The organism is Leptospira idonii (assembly GCF_004770995.1).
Taxonomy (GTDB): Bacteria; Spirochaetota; Leptospiria; order Leptospirales; family Leptospiraceae; genus Leptospira_A; species Leptospira_A idonii.
Genome location: NZ_RQHW01000051.1, coordinates 1 through 26,129 on the forward strand (window position 1 = coordinate 1; position 26,129 = coordinate 26,129).

General features: G+C 40.7%; 29 protein-coding genes and 2 tRNA genes. 17 read left to right on the top strand and 14 right to left on the bottom strand.

From position 1 onward, the window contains the following. From EHS15_RS19130 to fsa, 3 genes are all read left to right on the top strand, one after another. Positions 1 to 228, top strand: a 228-nt coding sequence (locus tag EHS15_RS19130; RefSeq protein ID WP_167884249.1) for a hypothetical protein, incomplete at its 5' end; no start/stop codon positions are given. Between the two features lie 39 nt (positions 229 to 267). Beyond that, entirely contained in the window at positions 268 to 945 is a 678-nt protein-coding gene (locus EHS15_RS15690; protein ID WP_135761543.1) for a hypothetical protein, read from the top strand. A gap of 39 nt (positions 946 to 984) precedes the next feature. Continuing rightward, the gene (gene fsa / locus EHS15_RS15695) at positions 985 to 1,629 is read left to right on the top strand and encodes a fructose-6-phosphate aldolase (protein WP_135761544.1); all 645 of its coding nucleotides are present in this window, start codon (positions 985 to 987) and stop codon (positions 1,627 to 1,629) included. A gap of 103 nt (positions 1,630 to 1,732) precedes the next feature. Here fsa and EHS15_RS15700 read toward each other — a convergent pair whose 3' ends face one another. The 3 genes from EHS15_RS15700 to EHS15_RS15710 form a co-directional block, all read right to left on the bottom strand. Beyond that, the gene (locus tag EHS15_RS15700) at positions 1,733 to 2,785 is read right to left on the bottom strand and encodes a hypothetical protein (protein WP_135761545.1); all 1,053 of its coding nucleotides are present in this window, start codon (positions 2,783 to 2,785) and stop codon (positions 1,733 to 1,735) included. A 185-nt stretch (positions 2,786 to 2,970) separates the two neighbouring features. Further along, positions 2,971 to 4,008, bottom strand: coding sequence for a DUF1574 domain-containing protein (locus EHS15_RS15705; RefSeq protein ID WP_135761546.1), 1,038 nt, complete (start codon positions 4,006 to 4,008; stop codon positions 2,971 to 2,973). 57 nt (positions 4,009 to 4,065) lie between these two features. Further along, positions 4,066 to 4,800 carry a pseudouridine synthase gene (locus EHS15_RS15710; RefSeq protein WP_135761575.1) on the bottom strand — a complete coding sequence of 245 codons (735 nt, stop codon included), beginning with the start codon at positions 4,798 to 4,800 and terminating at the stop codon, positions 4,066 to 4,068. A gap of 49 nt (positions 4,801 to 4,849) precedes the next feature. On the opposite strand from EHS15_RS15710, the gene lipA reads away from it, so the two are divergent. Both lipA and EHS15_RS15720 read left to right on the top strand, forming a co-directional pair. Then, positions 4,850 to 5,752, top strand: a complete 903-nt coding sequence (lipA, locus tag EHS15_RS15715) for a lipoyl synthase (RefSeq protein WP_135761547.1) — start codon at positions 4,850 to 4,852, stop codon at positions 5,750 to 5,752. Between the two features lie 73 nt (positions 5,753 to 5,825). Further along, entirely contained in the window at positions 5,826 to 6,137 is a 312-nt protein-coding gene (locus EHS15_RS15720) for a hypothetical protein (protein WP_135761548.1), read from the top strand. A 63-nt stretch (positions 6,138 to 6,200) separates the two neighbouring features. On the opposite strand, the gene EHS15_RS15725 is transcribed toward EHS15_RS15720, so the two are convergent. Continuing rightward, positions 6,201 to 7,370, bottom strand: a complete 1,170-nt coding sequence (locus tag EHS15_RS15725; protein WP_135761549.1) for a lipoprotein LipL45 — start codon at positions 7,368 to 7,370, stop codon at positions 6,201 to 6,203. A gap of 259 nt (positions 7,371 to 7,629) precedes the next feature. On the opposite strand from EHS15_RS15725, the gene EHS15_RS15730 reads away from it, so the two are divergent. Beyond that, the gene (locus tag EHS15_RS15730; RefSeq protein ID WP_135761550.1) at positions 7,630 to 8,952 is read left to right on the top strand and encodes a radical SAM protein; all 1,323 of its coding nucleotides are present in this window, start codon (positions 7,630 to 7,632) and stop codon (positions 8,950 to 8,952) included. A gap of 29 nt (positions 8,953 to 8,981) precedes the next feature. Continuing rightward, positions 8,982 to 11,081, top strand: coding sequence for a PP2C family protein-serine/threonine phosphatase (locus EHS15_RS15735; RefSeq protein ID WP_135761551.1), 2,100 nt, complete (start codon positions 8,982 to 8,984; stop codon positions 11,079 to 11,081). 18 nt (positions 11,082 to 11,099) lie between these two features. On the opposite strand, the gene EHS15_RS15740 is transcribed toward EHS15_RS15735, so the two are convergent. The 6 genes from EHS15_RS15740 to EHS15_RS15760 all read right to left on the bottom strand — a co-directional run bounded on the left by EHS15_RS15740 (position 11,100) and on the right by EHS15_RS15760 (position 14,951). Next, complete coding sequence (locus tag EHS15_RS15740) at positions 11,100 to 11,531, bottom strand: hypothetical protein (protein ID WP_135761552.1); 432 nt, start codon at positions 11,529 to 11,531, stop codon at positions 11,100 to 11,102. 89 nt (positions 11,532 to 11,620) lie between these two features. Then, positions 11,621 to 11,965, bottom strand: a complete 345-nt coding sequence (locus tag EHS15_RS15745; RefSeq protein ID WP_135761553.1) for a hypothetical protein — start codon at positions 11,963 to 11,965, stop codon at positions 11,621 to 11,623. Between the two features lie 122 nt (positions 11,966 to 12,087). Next, entirely contained in the window at positions 12,088 to 12,240 is a 153-nt protein-coding gene (locus tag EHS15_RS19135) for a hypothetical protein (protein WP_167884250.1), read from the bottom strand. A 119-nt stretch (positions 12,241 to 12,359) separates the two neighbouring features. Continuing rightward, on the bottom strand, positions 12,360 to 12,959 hold the full coding sequence (locus EHS15_RS15750; protein ID WP_246052231.1) for a 2-hydroxychromene-2-carboxylate isomerase: 600 nt from the start codon (positions 12,957 to 12,959) through the stop codon (positions 12,360 to 12,362). Then, positions 12,946 to 14,154, bottom strand: coding sequence for an aminotransferase-like domain-containing protein (locus EHS15_RS15755; protein WP_135761555.1), 1,209 nt, complete (start codon positions 14,152 to 14,154; stop codon positions 12,946 to 12,948). Before EHS15_RS15755 ends, EHS15_RS15750 begins: the two co-directional genes overlap by 14 nt. Continuing rightward, the gene (locus EHS15_RS15760; protein WP_135761556.1) at positions 14,145 to 14,951 is read right to left on the bottom strand and encodes a PhzF family phenazine biosynthesis protein; all 807 of its coding nucleotides are present in this window, start codon (positions 14,949 to 14,951) and stop codon (positions 14,145 to 14,147) included. The genes EHS15_RS15755 and EHS15_RS15760 overlap by 10 nt, the downstream gene beginning before the upstream one ends. Positions 14,952 to 15,025: 74 nt before the next feature. Here EHS15_RS15760 and EHS15_RS15765 point away from each other — a divergent pair, with 74 nt between their 5' ends. Next, positions 15,026 to 16,426 (top strand): aminotransferase-like domain-containing protein, encoded by a 1,401-nt coding sequence (locus tag EHS15_RS15765; protein ID WP_135761557.1) that lies wholly within the window; start codon positions 15,026 to 15,028, stop codon positions 16,424 to 16,426. 112 nt (positions 16,427 to 16,538) lie between these two features. Beyond that, positions 16,539 to 16,787 (top strand): hypothetical protein, encoded by a 249-nt coding sequence (locus EHS15_RS15770; RefSeq protein ID WP_135761558.1) that lies wholly within the window; start codon positions 16,539 to 16,541, stop codon positions 16,785 to 16,787. Between the two features lie 3 nt (positions 16,788 to 16,790). On the opposite strand, the gene EHS15_RS15775 is transcribed toward EHS15_RS15770, so the two are convergent. Beyond that, a tRNA-Phe gene (locus EHS15_RS15775) sits at positions 16,791 to 16,863 on the bottom strand. A gap of 180 nt (positions 16,864 to 17,043) precedes the next feature. Here EHS15_RS15775 and EHS15_RS15780 point away from each other — a divergent pair. The 4 genes from EHS15_RS15780 to EHS15_RS15795 all read left to right on the top strand — a co-directional run bounded on the left by EHS15_RS15780 (position 17,044) and on the right by EHS15_RS15795 (position 20,274). After that, a complete protein-coding gene (locus EHS15_RS15780) occupies positions 17,044 to 17,877 on the top strand; it encodes an alpha/beta fold hydrolase (protein WP_167884251.1) in 834 nt (277 codons plus the stop codon). Next, positions 17,874 to 18,776 (top strand): DNA-3-methyladenine glycosylase family protein, encoded by a 903-nt coding sequence (locus EHS15_RS15785; protein WP_135761560.1) that lies wholly within the window; start codon positions 17,874 to 17,876, stop codon positions 18,774 to 18,776. Before EHS15_RS15780 ends, EHS15_RS15785 begins: the two co-directional genes overlap by 4 nt. A gap of 101 nt (positions 18,777 to 18,877) precedes the next feature. After that, the gene (gene coaE, locus EHS15_RS15790; protein WP_135761561.1) at positions 18,878 to 19,504 is read left to right on the top strand and encodes a dephospho-CoA kinase; all 627 of its coding nucleotides are present in this window, start codon (positions 18,878 to 18,880) and stop codon (positions 19,502 to 19,504) included. Then, a complete protein-coding gene (locus EHS15_RS15795; protein WP_135761562.1) occupies positions 19,501 to 20,274 on the top strand; it encodes an SPOR domain-containing protein in 774 nt (257 codons plus the stop codon). Before coaE ends, EHS15_RS15795 begins: the two co-directional genes overlap by 4 nt. 369 nt (positions 20,275 to 20,643) lie before the next feature. On the opposite strand, the gene EHS15_RS15800 is transcribed toward EHS15_RS15795, so the two are convergent. After that, positions 20,644 to 20,725: transfer RNA gene (locus EHS15_RS15800), tRNA-Leu, on the bottom strand. A 160-nt stretch (positions 20,726 to 20,885) separates the two neighbouring features. Here EHS15_RS15800 and EHS15_RS15805 point away from each other — a divergent pair. The 3 genes from EHS15_RS15805 (at position 20,886) to EHS15_RS15815 (ending at position 23,034) form a co-directional block, all read left to right on the top strand. Beyond that, positions 20,886 to 21,305 (top strand): cyclic nucleotide-binding domain-containing protein, encoded by a 420-nt coding sequence (locus tag EHS15_RS15805; protein ID WP_135761563.1) that lies wholly within the window; start codon positions 20,886 to 20,888, stop codon positions 21,303 to 21,305. Beyond that, on the top strand, positions 21,302 to 21,832 hold the full coding sequence (locus EHS15_RS15810; protein ID WP_246052234.1) for a Crp/Fnr family transcriptional regulator: 531 nt from the start codon (positions 21,302 to 21,304) through the stop codon (positions 21,830 to 21,832). Before EHS15_RS15805 ends, EHS15_RS15810 begins: the two co-directional genes overlap by 4 nt. 110 nt (positions 21,833 to 21,942) lie before the next feature. Next, on the top strand, positions 21,943 to 23,034 hold the full coding sequence (locus EHS15_RS15815; protein WP_135761564.1) for a PilZ domain-containing protein: 1,092 nt from the start codon (positions 21,943 to 21,945) through the stop codon (positions 23,032 to 23,034). Here EHS15_RS15815 and EHS15_RS15820 read toward each other — a convergent pair whose 3' ends face one another. Continuing rightward, positions 23,035 to 23,727, bottom strand: a complete 693-nt coding sequence (locus tag EHS15_RS15820; RefSeq protein WP_135761565.1) for an IspD/TarI family cytidylyltransferase — start codon at positions 23,725 to 23,727, stop codon at positions 23,035 to 23,037. 2 nt (positions 23,728 to 23,729) lie between these two features. Beyond that, complete coding sequence (locus EHS15_RS15825; RefSeq protein WP_167884252.1) at positions 23,730 to 24,998, bottom strand: diaminopimelate decarboxylase; 1,269 nt, start codon at positions 24,996 to 24,998, stop codon at positions 23,730 to 23,732. A 56-nt stretch (positions 24,999 to 25,054) separates the two neighbouring features. On the opposite strand from EHS15_RS15825, the gene EHS15_RS15830 reads away from it, so the two are divergent. Further along, a complete protein-coding gene (locus tag EHS15_RS15830; protein WP_135761567.1) occupies positions 25,055 to 26,125 on the top strand; it encodes a zinc dependent phospholipase C family protein in 1,071 nt (356 codons plus the stop codon). Positions 26,126 to 26,129 lie beyond the last annotated feature (4 nt).

Below are 26,129 nucleotides of genomic sequence, written 5' to 3' on the forward strand. Positions count from 1 at the left end.
CCCCTTCGCCCTGCCCCAACCGGATCCTCCTCTTTTTCTTCCCCACCACCTCCAGGAAAAAGCGAGGCAGCGCCCGAGGAAGATCAGGACTTCAACCCATTCGCAGAAGAAGACCAAGATTCCTATAATTTCGGTTACGAGCCTCCTACAGACGACAGTTGGGCGGAAATCGATGAAGGTGCTTTGGGAGACGAAGCCCCCAGCTTCGATGATTTCGACATAAAATAATGGACTTTTAAAATTTCAAATTTGTCCGATACATAGATTATGAAGAATTTCATTCGTTCTCTCTTTTTGGTCGCATTTTTGCCGAATCTTCTTTTCGCTCAATCCGAGCAGATCGTATCCAGCTTGGACGGATTTGCGGAAGCTTCTTGGGGGATGACCTTCGAATCCATCAGAGAAAAATTCATCTCTATGGCCACCAACCCAGAATCCAAAGAACAAATAGAAATCATCAACGAAAAGAAAGACGAAAAACTTCTCATCAAAAGAAACGGAATCTTCTATCTTTACCGATTCTATAAAACCCCAGACATCGTCAGAGAATTGAGACCGAGAGAAGATAAAAGAGAAACAGATCCCAGCATCGTAGGCCAGACGGAATACAGAGAAAGCGGAATTCTCTTTTCCGTAGGAGTGACATTCAATCTAGTTCCTTCCGAAAAAATCAGAGAGAAACTGGAAGGAAAATACGGCAAACCTAGAAAAGAAAGCATAGGAGACGATAAGGTATCCGGAGCTGCTATTTGGGAACTAGTTGATAGAAGAGACAATCCACCTAGAGGCGGTTTTGCGGTACAATGGAGAGAAGGTTATAAAAAAGCTCCTTATACAAGAAGAATCGATTATTTCTCCGCCAACATCAGAGACATGATCGCAAAGGACTATAAAGATTTCTTCAGCGTACAAGAAACAAAAACCTTGCGGGATTTAATCCCATAGTTACTCTGTCTCGTGAGACCAGTTCTCCCACGAGGCAAAATGAATTTATTCCTAGACACAGCCAATATCGACGAAATCAAGAAGGTACACGAATTAGGCCTTCTTGACGGAATCACAACCAATCCATCCATCATCGCAAAATCAGGCCGCAAGTTCACAGAAGTCATCAAAGAAATTTGCAGTTTCGTAAAAGGACCTGTCAGTGCGGAAGTTCTGGCTACGGACGCCCCAACAATGATCAAAGAAGGAATCGAACTTTCTCAGATAGCATCCAATGTAGTTGTGAAAGTCCCTCTCATTCCGGAAGGAATCAAAGCGGTTGTTGAATTCACAAAAAGAGGAATTCAAACCAATGTAACTCTTTGTTTCACTGCCAACCAAGCTCTTCTCGCCGCAAAAGCTGGAGCCACTTTCATCTCCCCCTTCGTAGGAAGACTGGACGATGTAGGATACGACGGATTGGAACTCATCACTGAAATCAGAGACATCTATGACAATTACGGAATCGAAACTCAAATTTTAGCAGCTTCCGTGCGTCATCCGATCCACTTCAAAGAAGTAGCTCTCAGAGGGGCAGATTGTGTGACTTTACCGTACAATGTGTTCGAGATGTTGTTCAAACATCCTCTCACTGACAGTGGACTTGCAAAATTCGTAGAAGACTCTAAAAAACTTACTTGGTAAACTGAGTTTCTTAAAACTAAAAAAGGGAGAAGGTTTCTCGAGATCCTTTTCCCTTTCTACTACCTACTTACCTTTCCTATTTACCTCCTCCTTCTTTTGTCTTTTACCTTAAACTCTTCCTTTGATTCGCCAAACTCAAATAAAGCTTCTTCATCTCTAAAATGCTTTTTTGAATGAATGAAACGATAAAATAACATAAGATTCCGTAAAGTGGCAATACCAACCTATCAGATTGATAGAAGCTAATTCCGGAAGTAAGCAAAATCCAACAGATAAGTAGATAAATTTGAACATAATGGTAGTTAGGTTTTTTAAAATTCAATTTAAACAAAGATACAAGTAAAATAAAAAATGCCAAAGGATAAAAATAAAAATTCCAGGATAAGGTCTTTTTGATTAATTTAGGGATAAGGAAAGGATAAATTGAAGGTGAACTCGGATACAACGGTTCTAAAGAATTATCAAAAAATGCAATGGCAGTCTCCTTAGGATACGCTACAAAAAAGAATTTAGGAAATTCTTTGAAATCTTTTGACTCCCTATTTACATCTTCCCATTTTAAACCGTTTACTCTTCCAAATACTTGTGCTTTGAAATACACTTCCCAAGTTTTTGTGGAAATATCGGAAAACCCAACTTTTCCAGTCCTTTGATAGAATAGGACAGATTGTAATAAAATTAATAAAACGCATCCCCAGATAGCAAATGAATACTTTCTCGATTTCACCTTCCTACGAAAAACAAGCTCCGTTCCTAAATTGAATAAAAACAGAGATAAATAAACAGGTTTTAATACAGACAAAAGAGAGAGTAGAAAGGATGAAAAAGGAAATCTTCCCTTTCTTATAAACAAGGAACGAAAATACAAGCAAACAAGAAAAAATGTAAGAACCTCAGTGAGTGCATGTGTAGAATAAAGAAAAATAGAATAATTAAGAAATAAAATGGCTCCTAAAAAGAGAGTATATAAGAAACTTTTTTTATTTCTATAATGAAGATCCAATAAAACCCAAAAAGAAAAAAGAATGAGTGAAAACTGAACAGCAAACAATAATGCTACATGATTGCCGAAGGAAGACAAAAACAAAGGAAATAAAAAAGGCCGAATTTCCAATTCCCAATTTTGATAAGTTGCTGAATCTTCAAAATAGAACATTCTCTCAGAAAGAGTTTCTAAAATCCCGAGATTTGAAAAATTTCTTAGAAATACCACGCCCCAGAATAAAATCAATATCAGAAACAATACCTTAGGCTTTTTAAAAATGAAATCAAAGAAAGATGATATTTTGAAAGTTAAATTCTTCATTAAAAAGCTCAGGAAACGAACAAAGTTAAATTCTTTTATTTATTAAAGGAAGGATCGGCGTATTTATCCCAAATCATTTTAGTTTGATCCACGAAACATAAAACTGATTGATGAGAAGCATCGTTGAACAACTCACAGTTGCTTTCCGAATTCATATCTATGGCAGATGCCCCGTAAGACACTGCCAAATTTTTGATACCGGCCCACCAAACATTTCCTATATTATGTTTTTCGTATTCTTTATAATACTTTCCGTACACCTTGGGCCAAATCACAACTGTTTTGATTCCCTTCTCCCGAGTGAGCTTCAAAAAAGCCTCCACATAAGGTGTTTGCGACTTTCCCAATTGGAAGGTCTTCATATACAATGCTGAAATTCTTTTGGAATCTCTTTCCAGTTTTTCAGTAGGATTGGCTGTAGTAGCATACATCAGATAATCCCCCTTAGCATAGTTCACCAAACGATATTCTGGATTATAAAATGCGGTGTATTCCTTCAATTTCCCGGACTTCAGTCTGGAAAAGAACAAAGACAAATTGAGTTCCACGGAACGAATGGAGAATGCTCGATCCAAATAAAATTCGTATTTATCTTTCCAAGGGATGTCTTGCCATACTAAATCCACACATTCGGAATCGCATCCCAATCGAAGGAAAGGAGTATTGATAAAACCTTTCGAATCGTCGAAAGCCTCCGGACTCAAAGAAAGAATGATAAACTGAGGCTGAATCCCTCTTTGCAAAAGATCGTTCAGCCAAATATAAGAATACATTGGTATTCCCTGCGGACCGCTGAAATTATAAAGAGACCAGGAAGATTGTTTTTCCGCAGGAATGCCTAGTTCGGAAAAAGGATAGGAACGAGAATCTCCGAAAACTAATGCAAGTTTGGTTTCTTTAATTTTAGGATCTTTTTCCAACCTATCCGCCAAAACCTTTCTATGATGGTAAAACACGGAATTGCCTGCCTGTAAAAATTCCTTATGGAAAACAGGCAGAAGAAAAATCTTATCTATGATCAGCACGGATGCCAAAAGAATGAGCGGGTAAAATAAAAATGGTCGCGAAAACAAGATCCTTTTTTCCTCTTCTATATCGATTCTAATGTTATGGATTTAGGTTCAAGGATTTTACTTTCCCAGAATCTCTTCCTCTTTCACCGCACGAAACTTGCCCTCTTCCAGTTTTTTCTTTTCAATGGAAAGAGAACCGATGCGCACCCGGAACAAATCAATGACGCTTAGATTTTTAGTATGAAACATCCTTCTGATTTGTCTTTTTTTCCCTTCCCTTAGAATGACTCTCAAATGACTCGTAAGTTCGCTGTCGTTTCCGTCAAATTCCAATTTTGCGGGAAGAACTTTAAAAGCACGAAGAGTCTCTCCTCCCTCCCTAACACCTAACTCCAGTTCCTCTGCGATAGGTTTCCATTCCACTTTTTTCTGCAAACTGACGATATATTCTTTTTCGATCTTATGTTTCGGGTGGGTGATTCTTTGGATAAAGTCTCCGTCAGAGGAAAGAATCACCAGTCCTCTGGAATCCAAATCCAATCTGCCTGCATAATTGTATCTTCTGTATTCTTCCGGCAAAAGTTCGAAGATCGTTTGGTCATGGTGTTTGTCTTCGTGAGAAGTCAAAAAACCTGCCGGTTTATTAAAAGCGATGATGCTTGCTAGATCGGGGGAATTTAGGATGGATAGTTTTTTTCCGTCCAAAACGACCAAATCCGATTCAGTATCCACACGGTAAGAGAGATCGGTAAGAGTTTTCCCATTGACTTTCACTCGTCCGGAAAGCACGATTTCTTCTACTTTCCTTCTGGCTCCCACTCCGGCTTTGGCTAGAAATTGATTGATTCTCATCATTTTCCATTTTACAAACCCATGCTTCAAAAAAAAGTCTAATTGAGAAATGAATCCTCTGAAAAAAAAGCCACGGACCAAGGAAAACCACCCCATTCCCAGCCACCCGGAATGGATGAAGGTCAAAATTTCCTTCCCGACAGAAGAGGATTCTCTTTCCAAAGTGAGAGGGGAAGTCGCTTCCCGCAAACTCAATACAGTCTGTGAATCCGCATCCTGCCCCAACCTAAACCATTGTTGGAACAGGCGCACTGCTACCTATATGTTAGGTGGGGATATCTGTACAAGACGCTGCCATTACTGCGATGTGGCTTTCGGAAAACCGGGAAAACTAGATTCGGAGGAACCGTTGAGAGTGGCGGAATCCGTTCTGGAACTGGAATTGAATCATGTGGTTCTAACTGCAGTCAACAGAGACGATCTGAAAGACGGTGGATCGGAACATTTTGCGGAGACAGTGAATCATATCAGACGCCTTCGCCCTAATTGTTCCATAGAAGTGCTCATTCCCGATTTTAAAGCGAAAAGAGATTCCTTGGATCTTCTGTACGCATCCAAACCCAATATCATCAATCATAATATAGAAACCGTTCGTGCCCTATTTCCCAAAATCGCTCCACAAAAGAATTACGAACGATCCTTACAGGTTTTGAAAGACATTTCGGAACACGGATTTATGACCAAAAGCGGAATCATACTTGGATTAGGTGAAACTCATTCGGATGTGGAAGAATGCCTCTCCGATCTGTACGAAAACGGAGTAAGAATGCTCACCATCGGACAATACCTTCAACCCTCTCCCACTCACTACCCCGTTCAAGAATATCTGAAACCGGAAGTTTTTGACGATTGGAAATCCTTCGCTTATAAACTGGGGTTCAAAATCGTAGCATCCAGCCCTCTCGTTCGATCTTCCTATCATGCGGACGAATATGTGCCGGAAGAAATCTAATCCTGCTTTTCTAATTCTTCTTTTTTAGTAAGATACTCTGGTCGAATTTTAAAATCCTGTCGAAAGGATAGATATGAACGAATCGGAAATGAAAGTCTGGCAGGAAGAGCTGGCCAAAACCTTTTTTTTATCCATCTTGCAGGATCTAAGTCAGGTAGAAGAACATCTTTCCGATTTCGAAGTCAAACAACTCATCCTTTCCGGATTAAAACGAATTCCCGATATGGAAGTGGAATGGGGAGAATCGGACCGATTCGGAAAAAGCACTCTTTTGCTCAAAGTCAAATCGAACCTGCTCGTCATCGAAGCAACTCCTCTCATCCATACCATCCGCATTCTTTGGAACGAATATAAGTCAAAAAACAAAGAAACCGAAACGGCATAAAAAAAGCCCAAAGAGAGAGGACTCTCCTTGAGCTTCTTTTCTACTTAAGGGGTAAAGGGAACTTTAGAATTTGGATTTTTCGTAGATAACTTCTTCTACGCTATCCACATCAATTCTTTTGATTCCGTTTTCAGTATGCACCACCATCACACCGTTTTCTTGGCTGATGATCGCACCGATCACTGATTTACCGTCTACTAATACGATTTTTTCAAGTTTTTCGTAGTAGTTCATGATGTCTTTTTTAGATTTGAATTCTTTCGGTTGAGAAGCAAGGCTAGACTCGAATTTTTTCACGTCTTCTTCATGTTTCTTCTCTACTTCTTTTTCCAAAGCTAATCTTTGTTTGTCGAGTTCTTGTTTTTTGATCTCGTCCAACTTATCTGTTTGAGCAGTTTCGCTGAGTTTAGCGATTTGTTCTGCTGTGCTTTTATCCACAGTTACGATTGTGTTGATGTCTTGTTCTTCGGATTTAGTCAACTTAACTGTTTCTACCGCAGGTTTGTTTCCAACGGATTTCAAAGCTTTGTTTACATCCAAAGATTCAACGCTTTCGATTTTAGAAAGCTCCAATGCTTTTCCTGTTACAGAGGAAGCTTGGTTTTTCTCAAGAACTACTTCTACGTTAGATAGAGAGTCTTGTAGCTTTTTAAGATCTGCGTTTGCATTGATCTCATCCGCAGAGAGTTTTTCCAAAGCAGGAACGCGAGGAGCAAGAGCTACAGCTCCATCCACCACTTTTACTTTAGAAGGTTTTCCTTCAGGAGACTCTACGATGAATGAGGTTCCACGAACACCCGCGATTGCGGTTGGTGTAACAACAGTAAAGTTGTCTTCTTTCTTAGCTTTGTTGACTTTCGCGAATACTTTTCCGGATACGAGAGCGATTTGAGTGTCTGTCGTACCAGAATTGTTTTGTGAAAGTTTGCTGAAATCGATTACGGATTTGGGAGAGATACGAATGCTCGATCCATCTGGGAACTGTACGTCCACCTTTCCATTATCGCCGGTTACGATATTGTCTCCAGTTTTCAGAGAAATACCCAACTGAGCTTTTTCTTCCGTATTGTCCGCATGTTTGATGCTGGATTCGCCCACAGCAAACACTACGATCGCAGAAAGTTCGTTAGATTTTTTAGAAGTTTCGCTCACTTCTGCTTCCGGCTTCTTACATACTGTAAGACCCAGAACGGCTACTAGAGCGGTGGTAATGGCTAATTTCGATGCTTTCATATCGTCCTATCCCTTAGTGAAATTCAACTTTCGTCATTTAGGTAAACAAACCAACTGGAAATATTTTTCTTCAGTTTTCTTTTTTTTTAGTATTGCAGAAAAAAATCCCAGGTAACTGGCAAAATTCTAATGTTCTTGCCCCTTTTGCAAATCAAATTTGCCTATTTTTTCTCAATTCCCTAGGTTTTTCAGCTATAGAAAGCGTTTTCCCTCTGAAATTGTCTTTGTCTAAATGGAGGTGGAAAAGATTACATAAATTATGGTCGATACGACAACTTTGGAAAAACGCCCCCCCTCCAGCATTGCTCTTTTGGAAGAAATGGAAAGGACATACAAAGACCTTCCTATGGAAGCCATCGTAAAACAAGACATCCTCAGACAGGGAATTCATTTTTTACCCGAATCATTTCAAGTGGTGGGAGATTATAAAGCCAAAGACTATTTCATATTCTCATTCGATCATATTCCTTTGGCGGATCTGAAAGACGGTGCCGATACGAAGGCCCCGGAAGAGATCAAAATCCAAGGAGGTTACTTTAACCTTCTAAAAACGGTGATCTCCACAAGAAACAACCCTCATTCCCCTTATAAAATGAAGGCGTTAGAGGGGGTTCCTACCCTCTTTTTGGGAGAAACTGTGATCGGAAGCGCAGAATATCCTCCCATTCCCAGCTGGTACAAACATAAAACAAAAAGCGGGAAACTTCCGGGAGAAATCGCTCCTGTCATCGAATGGGGCTACCTCATTTATCTGACAGTTTTTCGAAATTGTCAATATTTTGGTAAAGACGAAGAATGCGCTTACTGCGACATCAATCACAACTATAGACAACAGAAAGGTGCCGGCCGACCTTATACAGGCGTTAAAGACGTAGAAGACATCTTGGAAGTGATGTCCTGGATCGATGCGGAAGACCAAATCGCAAAAGTGTATACGATCACAGGAGGATCCGTCCTCACCTCTCTCAAAAAGAAATCGGAAGTTGACTTTTACCTTCAGTATCCTCAAGCCATCGAAGAAAGATTTCCGAAACGATGGATGGGAAAATTAGTAGCGCAGGCCTTTGAAAAAGAAGACTGCCAAAAATTCAAAGATGCAGGAATCGAAATCTACCACCCTAATTATGAAGTTTGGGATAAAAACCTTTTCGAAAAGATCTGCCCGGGGAAAGCAAGCTGGATCGGATGGGAAAATTGGATCCGCAGAGTGGTAGATTCCGCTGAAGTCTTCGGACCGGAAAAAGTGATTCCTAACTTCGTAGGAGGAGTCGAACTTTCCGAACCTTGGGGTTTCAAAACGGTTAAGGAAGCAGTCGATTCCACAAAACAAGGATTAGATTTTTTTATGAGTAAGGGAATTGTTCCTCGTTTTACAGCTTGGTGCCCGGAACCTTACACTACCTTAGGCCAACAAGCAGGTCCCCCTCTCGTATATTTCTGCGAACTTTTACGTGCCTGGAAAGAGACATTTGAAAAATACAATCTTCCTACTCCTCCTGGATACGGAGAACCCGGACCCGGCAAGGCGGTTTTTTCAGTTTCCGCATTTATGGATGTAATAGGATATTCTGGACGAAATTAATAGATTTTCTGATAAAGAGAAAACCTATTATGCGAATTGATCCTTCTTCTCCGCTCCGTTTCCTGGTTGGGATCTTTTTCCTTTTCCTATGGGGATGCGACGGAGTGTTCCTTCTTCCGGAAGAAACCTTAGTCTTCCGGAAAGGAATTCTGGATCTAAGCACCTACACATTCAAAGAAGACAGCATAGTAGACATCCAAGGGGAATGGGAACTCTATTACGATGAGTTTCATTATCCTCCTTTTCACGGAGAAAAAAAACTCACAGCTTATTTGGATCTTCCGAACTCCTGGCAAGGAATGGAAGTGGACGGAAAAACGCTTCCTAGAACGGGTCATGTCACATTAAGAGGAACCGTTCTCATCAACAAAGAAACAGTGGGACAAGAACTTAGGATCTTTATCCCCGATGTGGCTTCTTCTTACAGAATGTTCGCAAACGGAGTTTTACTGGGAGGGCAAGGAAAACCGGGAATCAATCGGTTCGACGACGCTGCACTCATCAAACCGAAATACTACACTCTCATCCCCGACTCGGATCGGATCGAAATCGTATTTCATATCTCCAATTACGAAAACAACTTCGGCGGTTTTTGGGCCATTCCAAAGATAGGCAACAAATATGCGCTAGATAGAGAAAGAATGATCACCATCGCAAGAGAATTATTCTTGTTAGGTGCTTTGATACTCATCGGTTTGTATCACTGGGGATTGTATTTTTACAGAAGAAAAGAAAAATCCATTTTCTATTTCGCATTGTTTTGTTTTTTTCTGGGCATCCGTGTCGCTTTTACCGGCAACAGATACATATTGGAACTTTTCCCCGATCTCCATTGGCCGACAGTCTTTCGAATCGAATTCACTTCCTATTATTTTGCAGTTCCTGTATTCTTATTATTCATCTCTCATCTGTTTCCTTTGGATTCGAACAAAAAGTTCGTCAAAACCATCCTAGTCCTTTCCTTTTTATTCGGACTGACTCTTTTACTTCCCATTTCCATTTTCACGATTCTGCTCAACGGTTTTTCAGCAATCGTCGTTGTTACGATCGCTTATGTGATCCATGTCAATACCAAAGCGATCCTCAATAAAAGACCCAATTCCAAACTATTTCTTATCGGTTTACTTGCATTTGCATCTTCTGTGGCGTTGGATATCATCCGCCATAGCCTGAACGACAGAGGAGTTTCTTTGACTCCTTACGGTCTTTTGAGTTTTATCTTCTTCCAATCATTGATTCTTTCCAGCAGGATTGCAAGCGCATTCACAAGAGCGGAAGAATTGGCGGAAAGTCTAAAAATATCTAACGACTCTTTGTTGGCATTGACGGAGAACTTGGAATCTATGGTTTCGGAAAGGACTTCCCAGCTCAATTCCACATTGCAAAGATTAAAGAAAGATCTCCAGCTTGCGAAAAAGATACAACAAAAGATATTGCCGACTCAGGACATCCACCTTCCCAATATTAAATTCCATCTTTATTTCCAACCTCAGGACGAAGTGGGAGGAGATTTTTACGACGTATTCGAATTGGAAAACGGAACAGTTCGTTTTTTCCTTGCGGACGCCACAGGCCATGGAATCCAAGCGGCTCTTTATACGATGGCGATCAAATCCGAATACGAAGCGATCAAAAGGTTCATCACCAAAACGGACGATTTGATGAACCATCTCAATCAAAAAGTGCAGAACAAATTCGCAGGATTAAAGATCGTATTCTCATGCTTTTTAGTGGATATAGATACGATCACGAACACAATCTACTATAGTTCCGCAGGCCATCCCGATCAGATTTTAATTTCCAAAGACCAATTTCATTTTTTTCCCAGAACGGGAAACATCATAGGATTAAGAAAAGAACAACCTTACACTCAGAATACGACTAAGTTTTATCCGGGAGATAAGCTCTTTTTGTTCACTGACGGGATTTTGGAACAAAAAAATACGAACAGGGAAGAATACGGAAGAGATAGAATCTTAAACGTATTAAAACGATTCGTAAATAAAGAAGGAGAAAGGATCGTTGCGGAACTAGTGATCGATTTATTTTCCTTCCAAGGGCCGAGCATTCAGGAAGACGACCAGACTATGATGTTCATAGAATGGGAATCCCAGAAAGACAGACCCTAATCAAGGGATAAAAAGAATTTATTTTTTAATAAAGAGCCTATCGATTCCGTGCGTTTCGAACTCTTTATCATATTTTTGAATTTCAACTTCGGACTTTCTCTCCAATTCTTCTTCCGACATCTTTTTCAAATCGGATTCGGAAACGGTTTTAGAAAGATCCCTCTGCCCTAATTCAAACGCAAGATCGGACCAAAAAATATCATCGTTATAAGGATCGATGTACGACTCGTGCAGATTATGGAAAAATTCCTCGGATAAGGAATAGGTTCCGCTGGAATCAACTTCAATCGGTTTTCCTAAACCGGCCTTATGCAGTTTCTGAAAAAGGGATTGGCAGAAAGAATCTACGGATTCTTCGCTTTCTTCATGAGGAGAGTTCACCACCCACTCATAGATGGCCAGCGCCTCTAATAGATGTTTTGCTTCGGATTCGTTTAATTTAATTTCCATAGATTCACATTATATAAAGAATCGCCGGAAGAGGAAACCAAATCTTTGGTTAAGTAGAAAAACTTAACCAAAGAGATTCGGGTGAGAATTTACTCGTAAACTTCTCCAACGAGTTCTGTCACTACAGGTGTGAGGATAAAAGTGAAAGGAGGAAGCAAAAAAGCCCATTTTGTAGATTCTTTTTGGATGATTCTGAATTTGGATCCTTTGTTCTTTTTCACTGCTTCGGAAAAAGATTCCAAACTTTCCGCAAATTCAGCATTTCTTCTCAATGGATAGATGATGAGTAGATTTAAACCGAAAGTGGTTGTTTTTTGATAGTGGTCCGGTTTGCCATCAGGAGTGGGCATGCCGTTGAATCGAGTCGCTTTTTCACTGAGTGCGCAACTCAAGAATAGGAATAAACAAAGGGGAATGGTTAGGTAACGAATCATGGCCTAATGGTTCCAAGCAAGCACGAGGAAACAAGTGTTTTTCTTTCCATTTTTTACGAAGAGTCTAGTATTTTCCCTTTTTTGAAAAGGGAATGAATAAAAATCGGAAAGAAAATTCCAAATCACATAATTACAGTCATACGGTGGCTCAGATAGTCGGAGTAAATTTGTTCCACTAGAATAGAGAAATGAGGATCTTTCTTTAAGATCTCCAATTTCTCATCCAAACTCAAGGCTTTGATTTCCGGATGAAGAGATTTTATGATCACTGCCATAACACTTAAATACCAATCATTGGTATAGTTATCGTCAAGAAAAATAATTACTTAACAAAAATATACATTTCAAAAGACGGGCATTTTCTTAAAAATAAAAGGATTATGTCTAGTTCACTTCAATCGTGAGTTTCCACCCAATCCAGAGCATCTTCCAAACGATCGTCTCCCCAAAATAATTCTTCTTTGTAAATGAAACTAGGAGCTCCGAAAATCCCTAAGACGCGAGCCTTCTCCGTTTCGTTTCTAAGAGCTTCTTTGTTGGCATCCGATTTGGAATTTGCCAGGATAGAATCGATACCAAGAACATTTAACCTTTGTAAAATGGACCTAAGTGTATCTTCCGAAGATATATCTTTGTTTTCCTGAAATTGAGCACAAAACACTTGTTTAATAAAATCGGAATTCCAAACTTCCCCGGAAGATAAAACCGCAATTCTTGCAGCAAACAAACCGTTTGCAGGAAATACGGAAGGGATCACCAAAGGAATTCCCCATTTATCCGCCCTTCGGTTCAAATCTTTCCACATATATTTCCCTTTCGCAGGATAAATATGAAAAGGAGAAGTATCCCAACCCATCGTTTTAAAGATGGGCCCGAGTAAAATCGGTTTGAATACAATGCGGACATTCTTCTCTTTCACAAGAGAAGACACTCTCATCACGGAAAGATAAGAATATGTACTTGCAAAATCGAAATAAAATTCAAGTTCCTTCACGAGGATAATTTTTCCAAACATCCGCAAGGATCTCTACTCCTTTTTGCATATCGGAGGGACTCAAAACGGTGAAGTTCATTCTCAAAAACGAAGAGTCGGAAGAATCAGGAAAAAATTCCCTTCCCGGAACGAAAGCCAAACCTTTTTTAAACGTTTCTTCGAATAACAGAAAACTATCGGTCAATGGAATGCGAACCCAAAGAAACATCCCTCCGTCAGGAATATGAAATTCGAAATCCGGAATTTCGGATTTTAATGTTTCGGCAAATAGATCCCTTCTCTCCCTATAACTGGAACGAATTCGGGACAAATACGATTCCCAATCGCATTCTTTTAGAAATTCTGAAACAACAAGTTGAGACCATTGATTCGAGTTCAAATCGTTCGCTTGTTTGGCAAGGATCATCTTTCCGAAAATACCGGAAGGAACTCTCATCCACCCCAATCTGAAACCGGGAGAAACAATTTTGGAAAAAGAACCCAGCTGAATGCATAAATCTTTTCTTTTTCTGTAGGAAGAGATAGAACTATGTTTTTTTCCTTCAAAATCCAAGAGACGATACGCTTCATCTTCCACCAAAAAACATTCGTTAGAATCCAAAATTTCGGCGGCTTGTCTTTTTTTGGACTCACTCCAAGTATAAGTGGAAGGATTTTGAAATACAGGATTCGTATAAAACAGAGTGATATCTTCCTTTTTCAGTATCTCATCCAGCTCGGATAAATTGACTCCATCCTTTTCCAAAGTAAGAGTCGAAAAAGAAGGAGAATATACCTGGAACGCCTGCAAGGCTCCCAGATAAGTGGGACTCTCCGTTAATACTCTGGAACGATTGTCTAAAAATAATTTACCGATTAAATCCAAACCTTGTTGAGAACCATGAGTGATGATGATCTCCGAAGGAGAAACTTCTTCCCCGAAACCTCCATAATAAAACTCAGAGATCCATTCCCGAAGAGGCAAGTAACCTTGAGATTCTCCGTATTGAAGCGCGATTCCGGACTTGTCCAGAATCACTTTATCTATAGCAGATCGAAACACATCCAAAGGCAATAGACTAGGATCGGGAAGACCTCCCGCAAAAGACAATAGATCCTTTTTCCCCAACGAAGCCTTTAGGATTTCTCGGATAAGAGAAGGACGAAAGGTTTCCGTTCTTTCCGATAAAAGATTTTGTTTCCATTCTACATCCATATTTCCAACTCCCCTTGCATAAATAAAACCGCCTTACCTCCAATCCCTATCCTGGTTCCCCTTACCTCAGTTGAGAAATATCCTTGTCTACGGGACAACTGCAAGGATCGGAAAGAATTACGATTCAACATTCCGGACCAAAGTGGCGTTAGACTGCATTGAGCGGAACCTGTGGCGGGATCTTCGTCGATTCCTAAACAGGGAGCAAAAAATCGAAACACATAATCAAAATTAGGTTTCGAAGAAGGAGCGGTGACGATCCACCCTCTTCCTCCCGTTTCTTTCCTTAAGGCTTCGAAATCGGGAGAAAGATTCAAAATTTCTTCTTCGTGGGAATAAAGTAAAATATGATCTTCCGAATTCCAATACTTACTAGGGGAAATTCCAAACAAAACCTTTCCTTTTTCCGAACTCCAAGAGGAATTCTCTTTGAAAGAATAAGAAGGGAAATCAAGCCAAAGTATATCACCTAACCGGGTCACTCTGAGTTCTCCCGATCTGGAAAAAAATCGAATCTCTGAAAAAGTAGGATTCAATTTTTCGAAAACCACCCATGCGGAGGCAAGAGTGGCGTGGCCGCATAGATCCACTTCATGAGTGGGAGAAAACCACCGGATTTGATAACCTTCCTGATCGGGAACGATATAAGCTGTCTCGGAAAGATTGTTTTCCATCGCAATGTTCTGAAGAAATTCATCATCTAAAAAACGATCCAAAGGAATGACCGCAGCAGGGTTCCCCGTAAAATTACCTTCGCAAAAGGCATCGACTTGATATATGGGCAGCCTGGATTTCATAATAAAAAAATTTTAGTTTGATTTCTAAATTCTGTAAATATACAGTTAGATAAATCTATTCATATACAGTTTTTATGACAAAATACCAAACAGTTGCAGACTCCCTCAAATCGGAAATAGAATCGGGACTTTATAAGGAATCGGAAAAAATCCCCTCTCTTCGGGAAATTCAGGAACTCAAAAACTGCAGTTTAACAACTGCAAAGGAAGCCTACCGCATACTGGAAAACGAAGGGTTTATCGAAGTAAAACCTCAATCCGGCTATTACGTTCGAAAAAATATAGAGAACAAAATCACAGGTCCGCAAAACGAATTCCACGACCATATATCCGCAGACGACCGCATACAATCGATTATGCGGGATGTAATGAACCCCGACTTGATCCCTTTGGGGGCAGCCATCCCTGGAAACGAATTTTTGCCTTTGGGAAAATTTATCACCTCTTACAAAACCGCCTTACTGTACAAAGACATGCACACATACGGGGATCTACAGGGTTTCCCTCCTCTGAGAGAAAAAATAGCGGAACGATCGAGACGATACAGTCACAATATTTCTTCCGATCAAGTCCTCATCACAACGGGATGTACGGAAGCGCTCTCCCTTTCCCTGCAGTCGTGCGTATCCCCGGGTGACACTGTTCTTGTTCCTTCTCCCACCTATGTGGGAATTTTTCAAATCCTGGAAGCACTCAAACTCAAAGCGATAGAAGTTCCTTACAGAGACGAAGTGGGACTGGATGGAGAGGAAGTGGAAAAACTCTGCAAAAAACACAGACCGAACGCTGTGATTATCGCACCTAACTTTAACAATCCGAATGGGGCAATGCTGGACGAATCATCCAAACAGGCGTTGGCAAAAATTTTCTATGAATACAATGTGGCAGTCGTCGAAGATGATATTTACGGAGACCTTCCCCATGTTGGGCCAAGACCGAGACCACTGATCTCTTATTTTCCAAATTCGAAATCCAATCCTCCCTTGTTCGTTTGCAGTTCTTTCTCGAAAACGATCTCCCCAGGAATTCGAATCGGCTGGGTGAGTTCGAAAAACGAGATCAGAAACGTCACCAAACTTGCCAGAGCCTACAAAATCTCTCACAACCAACTGTCACAAATCTCAGCATACGAATTCCTCAGAAAATATCCTTACGAAAGGCATCTAACTTTCCTTAGAAAATCGTTTCACTCAAACATTCAATTGGCCCTCAAGACCCTGGAAAATGCGAGTGAAGGCAAAATGAAAATCCAAAAACCGGACGGAGGATTCGTTCTATGGATCAAATCTCCGTTAGATGGTCAAAAAGTTCTGCAGGAAGCGAAAAAAAGAAAAATCACGATCGCTCCTGGAGTCCTATTTGGTCTCTCCCATCACTGGAAAAAATATTTCCGAATCAACGTGGGACTCAAATGGAATTCCGATCTGGAAAACGCACTGATCCGTTTGGGAGAAATCGTATCGAAATCCTCTTAGGAAACTTTCAAAAAAATATCCGATTTGCATTTGTTTCGAGACTTACGGTATAGTAAAAATAAACGAATCCTTCTTATTCATAAGGAAACGAAAACACAATCAGGAGAAATCGATGAAATATCTGGAAACAAGCCAAATCATTCCTTCCAAGGGAATGTCATACACCATGTATGAAATTGAAGGAGAAGATCAAATCGTTAGAATGCTGACCTTTATCCCGGACAACGATGAAATCCATATCTATCCGAAACCTCCCGTCAAAAAATTATATAAGCCTGAACTTTGTAAGTCCGTCGAAGAGAATGAGTTTTTAGGTCTTTGGGGGATGGGAGAAGAAAGAAAAAATGAGGCTGGAAAGTAACCTTGGCCCCGGACAGAATCGAACTGCCGACACGAGGATTTTCAGTCCTCTGCTCTACCGACTGAGCTACAGGGCCTTGGTTACGACCAAAATATTGCAGAGGGTGTCTATGTCAACGATCCTTTCATTTTTTAATAAACATTCATTCTTATTTTCCCGAAATACAAATCCATTTTGGGGCATAAGGATGTTCTTAATCCTTACCTGCCTGTTTTTTTCAGTAAATTGTTCCTCTTTTTTGCACAAAACCGGAATTATGTGGGAAAGATCGAAATCGGATCTTTCCAAAAAGGAAATCGTTTTGGGAGAATTCCGCTGGGTGTATCTGGAAGGAGGGAATTCTGAAGAAACCGTTCTCACCATACATGGATTTGGCGGAGAGAAAGACCATTGGACCCGTTTTGCAAGAACTCTGACAGGCCGCTACAGAGTGATCTCTCCCGATCTGCCGGGGTTCGGAGAAAATGCAAGAATCCCGGAACGCACTTATTCCATTTTAGAACAATCCAAACGACTTCATGAATTTGCCAAATCTCTCGGTTTAAAAAAATACCATATCGTCGGCAATTCCATGGGAGGTAGCATCGCAGGTGTCTACGCAGCCAATTATCCGGATGAAGTCAAAACCTTGACTTTGATCGATACGGCAGGAATCAAAAGCCCGGAACCAAGCCTTGCGATGAAAATGTATTTGGAGGGAAAACCGAACCCGCTTCTTGTCAATTCCGTTGAAGATTTCGACCGCCTAATTCGATTTAGTTTTGTAAATCCTCCTTATATACCTTGGCCTCTCAAAACATATTTTGCGGAAAACTCAATCAGAAACAGAGAATGGAACGAAAGTATATTTCGGCAAATCAGAGGGGAAGGTTTTCCTTTGGAGCCTCTGCTTCCCAAAATCAAAGCGCCTACTCTTGTTTTATGGGGAGATCAAGACAATATCATTGACAAAAGCTGCACGATCGTTCTCGAAAAAAAATTAAAAGTAAAACATAAAATACTCATACTGCCGGAAGTAGGCCATGGACCCATGATCGAAAAACCGAAAGAAACGGCAGAGATTTGGGCGGATTGGATCTCTGAAAATTGAAGCCAGTCCCTAAGTTTGAAGTCAAAACTCCCAAACGATTCAAATTCGAGGAATGTTTATGGTTTTTGGATCGAAATTATGACGACTGTTTGCTGAGAATCGAAAAAGGATCCGTCTTCAAATTACTAAAGCCGAAGTCAGGAAAACTGCTCGTTCGCATTTTTACTGAAAAAACGAAATTATATTATGAGGTGATCAAAGGAGAACCCTCTCAGGAAAATATTCTTTTTTTAAGAGATTACATCACGGAATGGTTCGATTTAAAAAGAGACTTAACACCATTTTATAAAATTCTAAATCATGATCCCTACTTGTCTTATATGACAAAATCTTATGAAGGATTGAGACTGATCGGCATCCCCGACCTATTCGAAGCGCTCTCTTGGTGCATCATAGGACAACAGATCAATCTTACATTCGCCTATACCTTAAAAAGGAGACTGACGGAAAACTATGGAGAAAAATTAAAATTCAAAGATCATACCTACTACCTTTTTCCGAAACATTCAGTCCTTGCGGATCTGACCGTGGACGAACTAAGGAAACTTCAATTTTCAGGAAAAAAAGCGGAATACATCATTGGAATTGCAAAATCTTTTTCAGAAGGAAAAATCAATAAAAACGATCTCGTTTCCTTACCTGACTTGGAATCGAAGCAAAAATTTCTCACTCAATGGAAAGGCGTGGGGATATGGACAGCTAACTACTCTTTGATGAAGTCCCTCAGAGAACCATCCTGCATTCCTTACGGGGATGTGGGATTATGGAATGCGCTGGAACGACATCGAATCATACAAAACAGAAACGAAAAAGAGAAACTAACAGAGTTTTTCGAACCATACAAAGGCTGGGAAAGTTATCTCGTTTTTTATCTTTGGAGAAGCCTTTCCGAAGCCTAAAGTTTCGACCTGTTCTCTTTTTTGCTGAATTCTTTTTTCTAATTTTTCATTTTTCTTAAAAAAATGCTTGTACTTTCCACGCTCGAAAATGATATAAACTCGTGGCTTGGAAAGAGGACAGAAAGTATCTATTGGGAATCACGGGATCCATCGGTTCCGGGAAATCCACAGTGACTCGACTTTTTGCCGAATTAGGTGCCTTTCGCATCAACTCGGATGAAATCGCCAAACGTTTCACAGATCCTGATTCGCCCATCAAAGAAGAACTCAAATCCATTTTCGGGAAAGAGATCTTCGATAAAGAAGGTGCTCCGATCAAAACAAAGATCGCGGAACTGGCTTTTGCCAATCCCGATCTTTTAAAAGCGATGAATCAATTGATCCATCCTTTGGTTCGTAAAGAATTCAAAAGACAATACGAAGATGCTCCTCAGGACAAAATCATTGCCTGGGAAGTTCCTTTGCTTTTTGAGACGGATGCCCACACTCTTTGCGACGGAAAACTATGCGTCACCACGGACCAGAAGTCCGCCTGGGAAAGAGTGGAAAAAAGAGGGGGAATGAGCCGGGAGGATTTCGAAAGAAGAACTGCCGCCCAAATGGATTTGGAGAAAAAAAAGGCACTCTCCGATTTCGTGATAACGAACGATAATTCTATAGAAGAGCTAAAAAAACAAATAAAGTCCGTGTACGAAACGATTTTAGCCACGGCCAAGGGTTCGGTATGAAAGAGAGAGTTTTTTACGTAATTAATTTAGACAAACAAAGGATAGGTGTTCTTTCCCTGTTTTTATTCGCATTGTTTTTCTCCTTTTTCTTTTTGGGAGTATCCGTAGGAAAAGGAAGACTAGAGAGCGCACCTACTCCGAATACAGCTTCGTTGCAACAAACGAACACGGAAGAAACGTCTTCTCCAGCGAATAAAGAAGAATCGATCCCTGCGCCTATGAGTTCTTCCGATCCTAATACTAAACCGTCCAAGTCCAAGGAAACAGTTGCTTTAGGTTCCGGTATGGAAGTTCCCATGGCGGATGTTGGAAATGTAACGAATCCATATTATGCGGAAACTTCTACTGCCAAAGACGAAGAGGATGAGAAAAAAGCGCAAGTGGTTGATTTAAACAAACCTACAGTGCTTCCTAAAAAAACGGCAACAAAACATACGGAACTTGCATTCAAAAACCAAGCTCCTGTGAAAACGAAAGTAGCTAAGAAAGAAACAGTAGTTGTTCCTGCGCCAGGAAAACAATTGTATACTTTACAATTGGGTGCTTTCGGAACAAGAGATGGAGCGGAATCTTTCTTAGCGAAGGTAACTTCCCAAAGCAAATCGAAATTATCCTCCAAACCGTTCATCGTTTACAAAAACGGTTACTTCGTTGTTCAAATGGGAAAATCTTCCGACAAAGAACAATTGAAAAAACAACTCTCTAAGTTATCTGCGGAAGTGAAAACGAAAGCGATTGTAGTTTCTTTCATTCCACTAGCTCGTTCTTAATTTTTAGCAAAAAAACAACCTTGGCTTTCCCACTGGCTTTCTAAGTTATCCTCCGAACTTAGAAAGCCTTTCTTTGAAATCATACCTTTTTTCTTTCTACTCATGCCGGATTCAAGTCCGGCTTTTTATTTTTCCAGAAATTCAATATATAAAATTATTCAAATAGAATGAAAATCTAAAATTTCAAGTAAAACAAAAGGATTTCATACAAAATTTATATAAAAGAAAACATAGAGAGACCGTGAGGACAGAAAGAACGAAAGTCTAAATAGAGAGAACAATCAATAACCTGCCGAACCAAACTGGCTCAAACAGAAATCAAAAACAAGGGGGAAAATAAGGAATAAAAAAGGAAGGGGATTTACTTCCTGCGGGCGGAGGGACTTGAACCCCCACGCCTCACGGCGCCAGAACCTAAATCTGGTGCGTCTGCCAATTTCGCCACGCCCGCAAGTAGTGTGTAAGGGCATCTTCTCGAATCATCCCCGGCTGTCTAGCTGTTTTATTCTTTAAGAAAGTATTTCCAGAAACAATTTCACTGATAAATCAATGTCGCATTTAAGGAATGACAACAACTCTCCTCTTCGCATAAATGTTTCAGGCCGACCGATATGAATATCCTCGATTATATGCAAAACATTTCCACACAAACCTACCTGCGGGGAGATGTGATCTTTAAAGAAGGAGACCCTCATGATGGAAGTATGTACTGCATCATGCAAGGGATGTTTGCAGTTACAAAAAAAAATCCTAACGGTATGCAAGAGATCATCAGAGGAATGGGACAGGGAGAATATTTCGGAGAACTGGCCCTACTCACTCGGAGACAAAGAGCGATGACAGTCAGCGTGGTTTCCGTTAACGCAAAACTGGGAATCTTAAGAGAAGAACAATTCGAAAAGCTGGCCAAAACAAACGCTCATTTTCTTTTTCATCTGCTGAGAAGTTCCGTGGAAAAATTGCATCATGCGGAAATGCGTCTTTCCGAGTTGGAAAAACTCATCGAAGAGATGAAGGATGTGAAAAAATGATCCGTGCTGAAAATCTAAAACAATACCTAAGCGAAGTTACCGTACAACATTTTCCCAAAGGCGTCCAAGTTTTCTCCGAAGGAGAAGAATCCAACGGAATCATGTATTTCGTTTTCTCCGGCAAACTTCAAGTTTTTAAAAAATCAGGTTCCGGAGAGGATTTGATTCTGCGCCAAATCGGACCGGGAGAATTTTTCGGAGAATTAGCTCTAGTCCACCCCTTCCCTCGTGCCGCCACCATCATCGCATCTTCCGAAGAAGTGAGATTAGGAATCATAACAAGAGAAACCTTTCTGGGAATGGGACATGAAAGCCCTGGGTTTTTATCCGTTCTTTTGAATACTGTCATCCGTCGTCTAACAGAAGTTGAAGAAAAAATCTCAGAATCCAAAGAAGTGATTCATGCGATACTCAATCAAGAGGAAGAAACGACAACAACTCAAAACACCTCACAGCCACCTAACGAAGGGGAAAAAAGTTCCCAAGAAAAAACGGATGCGGAGTTTATCCCTCCGGAACCGTCGTAACCAAACAAACCCTTGCCTTTGGCTTTGCGCCTGATAAACTAGGATCATTCCGTAAATATTATATCTAAAAATTTCTTGACTTCCCCTAATTTCACTCCCATTTTTTGGGAATGGCGCTCCATCTGTTTCGTTATCCTCTTCCTATCGTCCTAGTCGCAGTCATCTTCTTCTCGATTCCCTTTCTCAATTTTTTTATGACTGCTGCTCTTTACGACCTGAATCAAAGATGGGATCATGTTTTCGAGCGCATTCAGCCACTTCAATATCTTTTGTCGGTTTTGGGGTTAGTCATTTCCTACGGACTCATAGCAAAAAAGAAATTCGGTTATTATTTATTTCTAATATTTTCGATCGTATTAGCATCTTATAATCTCTGGATGATCGCTTGGATCAGTTTGGGAAAAAAACTGTTTATGGCAGGGATGAGAATTCAAGCATCCGATATCGTTTGGAACGCAGTTTTGACTACGATCATCCTTGGTCTCATTTTTTATTTCCTTCGTAAGGAAATTTCAGCACCATATTTTAGTTTGGTGAATCGAGGATGGAGAGCGGGTTACAGAGAAACTCATCCGATTCCTTTCCATTGGACGAATATGGACGGAGAAAGAGAAGGAGACGGGTTCACCATCAACGTTTCGGGGTCAGGTGCTCTCATCCCCCTTCCCGCTCATCATTTTCTAAAAGAAGGAGATCCGATCAATCTTCTCATGAAACTGGAAAACGAAAAAAGAGAACTCATCTCTATTTCCGTCAAAGGAACGATCATTCGTTTGGATCGGGAAGAAAACGGTTCCGATTTAGCAGGCATTATGTTTGAATTTCTTCCGGTTCAAAAGGAAGAAAAAGAAGAGTTCGTTCGATTTTTAGGAAGAGTGTTTGCTCCTCGTTATCCGGTACAAAACTCCGTAGAGGCAGGAAGAAAAGAAGCGGGAGAATCTTCGGGAGAACTAGTCAATATTTCTACCGAAGGTCTTTATGTTAGATCCGAAACCGTTTACGAAATGGGAGAGGTCATCTCCGTGAGAATCAACACTCGATCGGGAAACATTCCTTTGAAAGGAATCGTAAGATGGTCCAACCCGCAAGCGAAATACGGTAAACCGAAAGGTTACGGGCTTCAGATAGAGTCTGTGGAAAATCTAAACCATTTTCGAATTTGGGTTTGGAAACAAAGATTTAAAATCTTTCACGGAAGGTAATTACGATTTTAATATTTTTTCCGCAACTAACAGATCGGAAGGTGTAGTAATTTTAATATTTTTGGATGAGGAATCTACGATTCCCGTTTTTTTCCCCGCTCTCTCCAACCAAGAACATAAATCGGTAGGATGAGAGCTTTCCTCTTTTTCCAAAGGAAGCTCCAATAATTCTTTTAACGTTTTACCGTAAACCACTTGGGGGGTTTTCACGAAATACACTTCCTCTCTAGGTACGGACTTTTCCGTAAAACCTGTTCCTTTTTTCACATGAACCACTGTTTCCGAAGAACCTAATGCAAGTGTGGCGGCTCCCACATTCAAACAAACTCCTACGAGCTGATCCAATTCTTCATGAGTGAAAAACGGCCTTGCCGCATCATGGATGAAAATTAAATCGTCTTCGTCCCAAGGAATGGAACGGATCCCTTCCAAAGTGGAAAGATGCCTAGTGTTTCCTCCGGGAACGATTCGATCGTTCGACTCAAGATGATCCTTCGCCTCTTCTTCTATTTTCAAAATCCAGTCTTTATGAGAAACAAGTGTTAGAGATTTAAGAAGTCCCCAAGATCGAAAGACCTCTAAGGAATGAAGAAAAAGGGGTTTGCCCCCCAATTCTAAAAACTGTTTCGGAGTGTTTCCTCCGATGCGGGAGCCGACTCCTCCCGCAAGAACCAAGGCGTATATATTTCTCATCTTTAAGAAATAACTTGAATTTCGTTTTTATAAATATCCGAAAGTTCTTGTTTTTTGCGGATGAGCTTAAACTCCTTTTCGTTCGTGAGAAGCACTTCTGCGATTTCAGGAAAACTATTGTAGTTCTTAGTGGACATAGCGGAACAATAAGCACCCACAGCTTCCATCACCACATAATCTCCTGTATTCGCCTTTGCCATAGGGCGAATGATAGGTTCTCCCCCTTCTTTTTGAGTGAATACGTCTCCGGATTCGCAGCAATGGCCTACCACTACGTAATCCTTCACTTCGGAACTTGTTTGTCCCGACTTGGAAACAGTCACAAGAGGATGTCTGGCGCCGTATAAGGAAGGTCTGGTGTTGGAATCCATTCCTGCGTCTAACTTTAAGAAAGTGAATCCCTTAGAGCCTGTATCTACTTGATCGTCGATCGTAGTGACCATAGCTCCGCAAAGAGCGATCAGATAAGTTCCCGGCTCTATTTCCAATTTCAACTTTCTGCCGTGTTTTTCCGCAAAGTCGAGGAACAATTGTTTTACAGGAGCGCCGATTTTTTGAAGGTCTGTAGTTTTTTCATCCTCCATCCTTCCTACTTTGTAACCGCCACCTAAACTAACGGTCGATACATCCCTGAAAATCTCTGCGTATTCCAAAGTGTAATGAGCCACAGCCTTCCATACTTCAGGATCACTTCCGGAACCGATATGTGTGTGGACTTTGTGGACGTTCAAATTGTATTTTTTGACAATCTCTTTCACTTCTTCGATTTTTTCGTGCCAAATTCCGAAGGAAGAAGTGGCTCCCCCTACATCTGCCTTTTTCGTATGGCCGGAACCTAGTCCTGGATTGAAGCGGATGGAGATTTTGCCTCCAGGAAATAATTTTCCGTATGCTTCCAATTGCTGCAAGGAACAGGCGTTGAATAAAACTCCCGATTTGACAAGAGATTCCAGATCTTTAGGCATTTGCTGGGATGTGATCATGATCTCAGAGTGGGAGAATCCTGCCGCCAAAGCACGATAGACTTCATGTTCCGAGGATGCGTCGATTAAGATCCCTTTTTTTTTCATGATTTTGAGGACATTCGCATTCGGATTGGCCTTCATTGCATAACGAACGCTTAGACCGTAAGCATTGGGAAACTTCAGGGTTTCTTCACATTTTTCTTCGATCAAGGACTGGGAATAAACAAAGACGGGAGTTCCGAAATTTTCCGCTACGGAACGAACCTGTCCCTCATTCAAAAACTTTAGTTTTTCGATTGATGTCATAAGAATTAAGATAAACCTTTCAATAGGTTCCATTCTTAAAAGTCAAAAAAAGTAATATGGCAGGAAAGATCACCCACATAGAAGCGCTCTCCCAGGTGAAAAAACACTTGGAACACGGCAATGCCACTCAAAGGAAAATCGCAGCACTACTCAATCGGCCGGATGTCGCTTCCTATGCGAATTTAGGTGCGGTCGCCCCCGATATTTTTTATTTTTACCATGTACTGCAGCCGACCAGAACGAAAAAAGCGGCTTTCTGGGGGGACTTATCCCATCACTCTCGTGTAACAGAACTTATACTTAACTTCCTGAATCAAATCCACGATACGGAGATGGGTCTTTATAGAGATCGTTATCTCGCTTTCGCACTGGGATACATTTGCCACTGCGTGGTGGACATCCAAACCCATCCTTATATTTTTTATATATCCGGCGATTACTATAACGACGATAAGAAGATCTCCTATCAGGCGCAAGTCAACCATATGAAGGTAGAGTTCGGATTGGATACGATGCTCCTTCACTACAGATGGGGAATGAGTGCCAGAGAATACGATTTCCCCCAATACATTGACATCCGCCATAGAACCGTGGGAATCAAAAATAAAATGGATCCCATTCTTTGGCAGTTTTGGCTTCACGCACTCAAAGAAACATTTCCACAGGAATTCACATCTTCCTATCTAGGCTCCGAAAAGAAAATCATTCCGGGTGATATATTAAACGAATCTTATATGGGTTTTTATCGTTTCAATTCCACGATCGATTCCAGAAGTCCCTGGATGAGAGGGCTTGTCACTTTGGTAGACAACCTAACTTTCCATAAATACAACGCAAGCGTTCTCATGCTTCCCACTTTGGAAACGATCAATCCTAAAATCATGAACGAAGAAAAAAGGGAATGGCATTATCCTGCAGACCCGAAACGGGTTTTTAAAGATTCGTTTATCGAACTTTTAAACCAAGCCAGTCATGCAGCAAAAGAAATCCTAACACGCGCCTACGAATATAGCTTTTCTCCAGAAAGCAGATCCAAGATCTTGGAGACATACGGCGGATACAATCTGGATACCGGTCTTCGTTATCAGGGAATTTCCAGCATGAAAGAATTTTCCCCTTTGATTTAGTCCT

Excerpts from the sequence above, each read along its gene's own strand:
- EHS15_RS15780 (WP_167884251.1), top strand. The coding sequence starts at position 17,044 with ATGTGGGAAAGATCGAAATCGGATCTTTCCAAAAAGGAAATCGTTTTG.
- EHS15_RS15815 (WP_135761564.1), top strand. The coding sequence starts at position 21,943 with ATGGCGCTCCATCTGTTTCGTTATCCTCTTCCTATCGTCCTAGTCGCA.
- EHS15_RS15735 (WP_135761551.1), top strand. The coding sequence starts at position 8,982 with ATGCGAATTGATCCTTCTTCTCCGCTCCGTTTCCTGGTTGGGATCTTT.
- EHS15_RS15765 (WP_135761557.1), top strand. The coding sequence starts at position 15,026 with ATGACAAAATACCAAACAGTTGCAGACTCCCTCAAATCGGAAATAGAA.
- EHS15_RS15755 (WP_135761555.1), bottom strand. The coding sequence starts at position 14,154 with ATGGATGTAGAATGGAAACAAAATCTTTTATCGGAAAGAACGGAAACC.
- EHS15_RS15805 (WP_135761563.1), top strand. The coding sequence starts at position 20,886 with ATGAATATCCTCGATTATATGCAAAACATTTCCACACAAACCTACCTG.
- EHS15_RS15725 (WP_135761549.1), bottom strand. The coding sequence starts at position 7,370 with ATGAAAGCATCGAAATTAGCCATTACCACCGCTCTAGTAGCCGTTCTG.
- EHS15_RS15760 (WP_135761556.1), bottom strand. The coding sequence starts at position 14,951 with ATGAAATCCAGGCTGCCCATATATCAAGTCGATGCCTTTTGCGAAGGT.
- EHS15_RS15810 (WP_246052234.1), top strand. The coding sequence starts at position 21,302 with ATGATCCGTGCTGAAAATCTAAAACAATACCTAAGCGAAGTTACCGTA.
- EHS15_RS15690 (WP_135761543.1), top strand. The coding sequence starts at position 268 with ATGAAGAATTTCATTCGTTCTCTCTTTTTGGTCGCATTTTTGCCGAAT.
- EHS15_RS15820 (WP_135761565.1), bottom strand. The coding sequence starts at position 23,727 with ATGAGAAATATATACGCCTTGGTTCTTGCGGGAGGAGTCGGCTCCCGC.
- EHS15_RS15710 (WP_135761575.1), bottom strand. The coding sequence starts at position 4,800 with ATGAGAATCAATCAATTTCTAGCCAAAGCCGGAGTGGGAGCCAGAAGG.
- EHS15_RS15730 (WP_135761550.1), top strand. The coding sequence starts at position 7,630 with ATGGTCGATACGACAACTTTGGAAAAACGCCCCCCCTCCAGCATTGCT.
- EHS15_RS15720 (WP_135761548.1), top strand. The coding sequence starts at position 5,826 with ATGAACGAATCGGAAATGAAAGTCTGGCAGGAAGAGCTGGCCAAAACC.
- EHS15_RS15740 (WP_135761552.1), bottom strand. The coding sequence starts at position 11,531 with ATGGAAATTAAATTAAACGAATCCGAAGCAAAACATCTATTAGAGGCG.
- fsa (WP_135761544.1), top strand. The coding sequence starts at position 985 with ATGAATTTATTCCTAGACACAGCCAATATCGACGAAATCAAGAAGGTA.
- lipA (WP_135761547.1), top strand. The coding sequence starts at position 4,850 with ATGAATCCTCTGAAAAAAAAGCCACGGACCAAGGAAAACCACCCCATT.
- EHS15_RS15825 (WP_167884252.1), bottom strand. The coding sequence starts at position 24,998 with ATGACATCAATCGAAAAACTAAAGTTTTTGAATGAGGGACAGGTTCGT.
- EHS15_RS15830 (WP_135761567.1), top strand. The coding sequence starts at position 25,055 with ATGGCAGGAAAGATCACCCACATAGAAGCGCTCTCCCAGGTGAAAAAA.
- EHS15_RS15700 (WP_135761545.1), bottom strand. The coding sequence starts at position 2,785 with ATGTTCTATTTTGAAGATTCAGCAACTTATCAAAATTGGGAATTGGAA.
- EHS15_RS15770 (WP_135761558.1), top strand. The coding sequence starts at position 16,539 with ATGAAATATCTGGAAACAAGCCAAATCATTCCTTCCAAGGGAATGTCA.
- EHS15_RS15745 (WP_135761553.1), bottom strand. The coding sequence starts at position 11,965 with ATGATTCGTTACCTAACCATTCCCCTTTGTTTATTCCTATTCTTGAGT.
- EHS15_RS15795 (WP_135761562.1), top strand. The coding sequence starts at position 19,501 with ATGAAAGAGAGAGTTTTTTACGTAATTAATTTAGACAAACAAAGGATA.
- EHS15_RS19135 (WP_167884250.1), bottom strand. The coding sequence starts at position 12,240 with ATGGCAGTGATCATAAAATCTCTTCATCCGGAAATCAAAGCCTTGAGT.